Below are 5,594 nucleotides of genomic sequence, written 5' to 3'. Positions count from 1 at the left end.
AGAGTTCTTATTACATTTTGAAAATATAACACGAGTTATAAGGCTGACAAAAAAAGAAAAATTTTTTTTCAAAAAAAGCTTGTCAGTTTCAAAAAAAGAATTACTTTTGCACCCGCATTAACAAGGAAGTTCATACAAATATTGATTACGATAACGCGAGTTATTAACCGACAAAAAAAAGAAAATTTTTTTCAAAAAAAGTTTGTCGGAATCAAATAAAGGAATTACCTTTGCATCCCGCAAATAGGGCAACGTTCAGAAAAAATATTGAGGTTAGTGATTAAGAAAAAAAGTTTAAAAATTTTTTCAAAAAAGCTTGCCAAATTAAAAAGAAGTTGTACTTTTGCACTCGCTTTGAAAAACAAGCGAAACAAATAGAAGACACGTTCATAGACATATTGGATTGACAGCACGATTTAAATCTTCGGATTTAGATTGTAAAATTTAAGAGAGTAAAACAATAGAATTAAAGTTAGCACTTATCGTACAAAATTAAAAATATACGATGAAGAGTTTGATCCTGGCTCAGGATGAACGCTAGCGGCAGGCCTAACACATGCAAGTCGAGGGGTATAGGAAGCTTGCTTCCTAGAGACCGGCGCACGGGTGCGTAACGCGTATGCAATCTACCTTGTACAGAGGGATAGCCCAGAGAAATTTGGATTAATACCTCATAGTATCTTCGGAAGGCATCTTCTGATTATTAAAGTTCCAACGGTACAAGATGAGCATGCGTCCCATTAGTTAGTTGGTAAGGTAACGGCTTACCAAGACAATGATGGGTAGGGGTCCTGAGAGGGAGATCCCCCACACTGGTACTGAGACACGGACCAGACTCCTACGGGAGGCAGCAGTGAGGAATATTGGACAATGGGCGCAAGCCTGATCCAGCCATGCCGCGTGCAGGAAGACGGCCCTATGGGTTGTAAACTGCTTTTATACAGGAAGAAACATCTCTACGTGTAGAGACTTGACGGTACTGTAGGAATAAGGATCGGCTAACTCCGTGCCAGCAGCCGCGGTAATACGGAGGATCCAAGCGTTATCCGGAATCATTGGGTTTAAAGGGTCCGTAGGCGGCCTTATAAGTCAGTGGTGAAATCTCCTAGCTCAACTAGGAAACTGCCATTGATACTGTAGGGCTTGAATTTTTGTGAAGTAACTAGAATATGTAGTGTAGCGGTGAAATGCTTAGATATTACATGGAATACCAATTGCGAAGGCAGGTTACTAACAAACGATTGACGCTGATGGACGAAAGCGTGGGTAGCGAACAGGATTAGATACCCTGGTAGTCCACGCCGTAAACGATGGATACTAGCTGTTCGATTTTCGGATTGAGTGGCTAAGCGAAAGTGATAAGTATCCCACCTGGGGAGTACGCACGCAAGTGTGAAACTCAAAGGAATTGACGGGGGCCCGCACAAGCGGTGGAGCATGTGGTTTAATTCGATGATACGCGAGGAACCTTACCAGGGCTTAAATGGGAGACGACAGATTTGGAAACAGATTTTTCTTCGGACGTCTTTCAAGGTGCTGCATGGTTGTCGTCAGCTCGTGCCGTGAGGTGTCAGGTTAAGTCCTATAACGAGCGCAACCCCTGTCGTTAGTTGCCAGCGAGTCATGTCGGGAACTCTAACGAGACTGCCGGTGCAAACCGCGAGGAAGGTGGGGATGACGTCAAATCATCACGGCCCTTACGTCCTGGGCCACACACGTGCTACAATGGCCGGTACAGAGGGCAGCTACCTAGTGATAGGATGCGAATCTTTAAAACCGGTCTCAGTTCGGATCGGAGTCTGCAACTCGACTCCGTGAAGCTGGAATCGCTAGTAATCGGATATCAGCCATGATCCGGTGAATACGTTCCCGGGCCTTGTACACACCGCCCGTCAAGCCATGGAAGCTGGGGGTGCCTGAAGTCGGTGACCGTAAGGAGCTGCCTAGGGTAAAACTAGTAACTAGGGCTAAGTCGTAACAAGGTAGCCGTACCGGAAGGTGCGGCTGGAACACCTCCTTTCTAGAGAAAGATAAGTTTGATTTTAATACGTTTGTATTTACTCTCGCTGTTAGTTCAAGATTTAAAGAAGCTAAAAATACAGAGTCTCGTAGCTCAGCTGGTTAGAGTACTACACTGATAATGTAGGGGTCGGCAGTTCGAGTCTGCCCGGGACTACTTATTTTAAGTTTTTAAGGAAATTTTAGAGGTTGAGTAACCGTTTTAAGTACTGTTAACTGAAAACTGTTAACTAACACCTAATAAGACGGGGGATTAGCTCAGCTGGCTAGAGCGCCTGCCTTGCACGCAGGAGGTCATCGGTTCGACTCCGATATTCTCCACGATTCGCATGTAGCGAAAAAAGTTCATTGACATATTGAGAAAAGAAAATTAAAAATATAATAGAAAGCACAAATTTTGGGCAATCTACGTTAGTAGGTTGTTTATAAAAAGTACAATAAGCAAAATAAGGGCGTATGGGGAATGCCTAGGCTCTCAGAGGCGATGAAGGACGTGATAAGCTGCGAAAAGCTACGGGGATTGGCACACACGAATTGATCCGTAGATATCCGAATGGGGCAACCCACTATGTTGAAGACATAGTACCCGATAGGGGGCAAACCCGCTGAACTGAAACATCTAAGTAGGCGGAGGAGAAGAAAACAAAAGTGATTCCGTAAGTAGTGGCGAGCGAACGCGGATTAGCCCAAACCAAAGTTGTTACGGCAATTTTGGGGTTGTAGGACTGCGATATTCTATGCGGATAGAATTAGAATAACCTGGAAAGGTTAACCAAAGAGGGTGATAGTCCCGTATAGGTAATAGAAGATATAGATAGCAGTATCCTGAGTAGCGCGGGGCACGTGAAACCCTGTGTGAATCTGGCGGGACCATCCGCTAAGGCTAAATACTCCTGAGAGACCGATAGTGAACCAGTACCGTGAGGGAAAGGTGAAAAGAACCGTGAATAACGGAGTGAAATAGATCCTGAAACCATACGCTTACAAGCGGTCGGAGCCCTTTAGTGGGGTGACGGCGTGCCTTTTGCATAATGAGCCTACGAGTTACCGTTGCTGGCAAGGATAAGTACTTCAGGTATGGATCCGTAGCGAAAGCGAGTCTGAATAGGGCGCTATAGTCAGTAATGGTAGACGCGAAACCGTGTGATCTACCCATGGGCAGGATGAAGCTTTGTTAACCCAAAGTGGAGGTCCGAACCCGTTGACGTTGAAAAGTCTTGGGATGACCTGTGGGTAGGGGTGAAAGGCCAATCAAACTCGGAAATAGCTCGTACTCCCCGAAATGCATTTAGGTGCAGCGCTGAATTAGTTATATAGAGGTAGAGCTACTGATTGGATGCGGGGGTTTCACCACCTACCAATTCCTGACAAACTCCGAATGCTATATAATGATGCTCAGCAGTGAGGGCATGGGTGCTAAGGTCCATGTCCGAGAGGGAAAGAACCCAGACCATCAGCTAAGGTCCCCAAATGTATACTAAGTTGAAAAAACGCGGTTTGTCTGCATAGACAGCTAGGATGTTGGCTTGGAAGCAGCCATTCATTTAAAGAGTGCGTAACAGCTCACTAGTCGAGCGGACGAGCATGGATAATAATCGGGCATAAGTATACTACCGAAGCTATGGACTCTACGGAGTGGTAGGGGAGCATTCTAACAGGGTTGAAGGTGATATGTGAGTATTGCTGGACTGGTTAGAAAAGAAAATGTAGGCATAAGTAACGATAATGCGGGCGAGAAACCCGCACACCGAAAAACTAAGGTTTCCTCAGCTATGCTAATCAGCTGAGGGTTAGTCTGGTCCTAAGGCGAATCCGAAAGGAACAGTCGATGGCTAACGGGTTAATATTCCCGTACTACTTATAATTGTGATGGAATGACGGAGTGATGAAAGCACCGCGAACTGACGGAATAGTTCGTTGAAGTACCTAACTATATTCTCTATAGGCAAATCCGTAGAGAATGGTGAAATACGATAGTACTCGGAGTCTTCGGACAAAGGGATAGTGTGCCTAAGGGCTTCCAAGAAAAGTTTCTAAACTTAGATTATAAGTACCAGTACCGTAAACCGACACAGGTAGTTGAGGAGAGAATCCTAAGGTGCTCGAGAGATTCATGGCTAAGGAATTAGGCAAAATAGACCTGTAACTTCGGGAGAAAGGTCGCCAGCAGCAATGCTGGCCGCAGTGAAAAGGTCCAGGCGACTGTTTATCAAAAACACAGGGCTCTGCAAAATCGTAAGATGAAGTATAGGGCCTGACACCTGCCCGGTGCTGGAAGGTTAAGAGGAGATGTTATCTTCGGAGAAGCATTGAATTGAAGCCCCAGTAAACGGCGGCCGTAACTATAACGGTCCTAAGGTAGCGAAATTCCTTGTCGGGTAAGTTCCGACCTGCACGAATGGTGTAACGATCTGGACACTGTCTCAGCCATGAGCTCGGTGAAATTGTAGTATCGGTGAAGATGCCGATTACCCGCAGTGGGACGAAAAGACCCTGTGCACCTTTACTATAGCTTAATATTGACCTTGGACACGTGATGTGTAGGATAGGTGGGAGACTTTGAAGTGGCGTCGCTAGGCGTTGTGGAGTCATTGTTGAAATACCACCCTTTGCTTGTCTGAGGCCTAACCCCGCGATTGTGGGGGACATTGTTTGGTGGGTAGTTTGACTGGGGTGGTCGCCTCCAAAAGAGTAACGGAGGCTTCTAAAGGTTCCCTCAGCACGCTTGGTAACCGTGCGTAGAGTGCAATGGTATAAGGGAGCTTGACTGAGAGACATACAGGTCGATCAGGTACGAAAGTAGAGCATAGTGATCCGGTGGTTCCGCATGGAAGGGCCATCGCTCAAAGGATAAAAGGTACGCCGGGGATAACAGGCTGATCTCCCCCAAGAGCTCATATCGACGGGGGGGTTTGGCACCTCGATGTCGGCTCGTCACATCCTGGGGCTGGAGAAGGTCCCAAGGGTTGGGCTGTTCGCCCATTAAAGTGGCACGCGAGCTGGGTTCAGAACGTCGTGAGACAGTTCGGTCTCTATCTACTGTGGGCGTTAGAAATTTGAGTGGATCTGATTCTAGTACGAGAGGACCGAATTGGACAAACCTCTGGTGTATCTGTTGTTCCGCCAGGAGCACTGCAGAGTAGCTACGTTTGGAAGGGATAAGCGCTGAAAGCATATAAGCGCGAAACCCACCACAAGATGAGATTTCTTTTAAGGATCCTAGAAGATGACTAGGTTGATAGGCTATAGATGTAAAGGCAGTAATGTCATAGTCGAGTAGTACTAATAATCCGTAAGCTTATGTACGTCATCCCGAGTCTTCTGACTCGGGAAGAAACTTTCTAAATAATTTATTTTCTTGTCTCAGTATGTTAAGATATTCTGTAATGTTGTTCTAATTCATTAGAATACCCTTGCAAATCAGCTTAAGGTGGTTATTGCGTCGGGGCTCACCTCTTCCCATTCCGAACAGAGAAGTTAAGCCCGACTGCGCAGATGGTACTGCAGTTATGTGGGAGAGTATGTCGTCGCCTTTCTTTTAAAACCCTCATCATTTTTGATGAGGGTTTTTTGTT

2 tRNA genes and 3 rRNA genes are annotated in these 5,594 nt (G+C 45.8%); all 5 read left to right on the top strand.

The window, feature by feature from the left end:
* The first annotated feature begins 502 nt into the window (after positions 1-502).
* The 5 genes from FIA58_RS21030 (at position 503) to rrf (ending at position 5,555) form a co-directional block, all read left to right on the top strand.
* A 16S ribosomal RNA gene (locus FIA58_RS21030) occupies positions 503-2,020 on the top strand.
* 82 nt (positions 2,021-2,102) lie between these two features.
* Positions 2,103-2,176 (top strand) — tRNA-Ile (locus FIA58_RS21025).
* 90 nt (positions 2,177-2,266) lie between these two features.
* Positions 2,267-2,340: transfer RNA gene (locus FIA58_RS21020), tRNA-Ala, on the top strand.
* Between the two features lie 114 nt (positions 2,341-2,454).
* Positions 2,455-5,325 (top strand): 23S ribosomal RNA (locus FIA58_RS21015).
* Positions 5,326-5,445: 120 nt separating this feature from the next.
* A 5S ribosomal RNA gene (gene rrf / locus FIA58_RS21010) occupies positions 5,446-5,555 on the top strand.
* The 16S, 23S and 5S rRNA genes sit together here with 2 tRNA genes alongside, the layout of an rRNA operon.
* Positions 5,556-5,594 lie beyond the last annotated feature (39 nt).

This window comes from Flavobacterium jejuense (genome assembly GCF_006491595.2).
In the GTDB taxonomy this organism is placed as follows: domain Bacteria; phylum Bacteroidota; class Bacteroidia; order Flavobacteriales; family Flavobacteriaceae; genus Flavobacterium; species Flavobacterium jejuense.
This window is presented reverse-complemented; position numbering and strand designations above follow the sequence as displayed.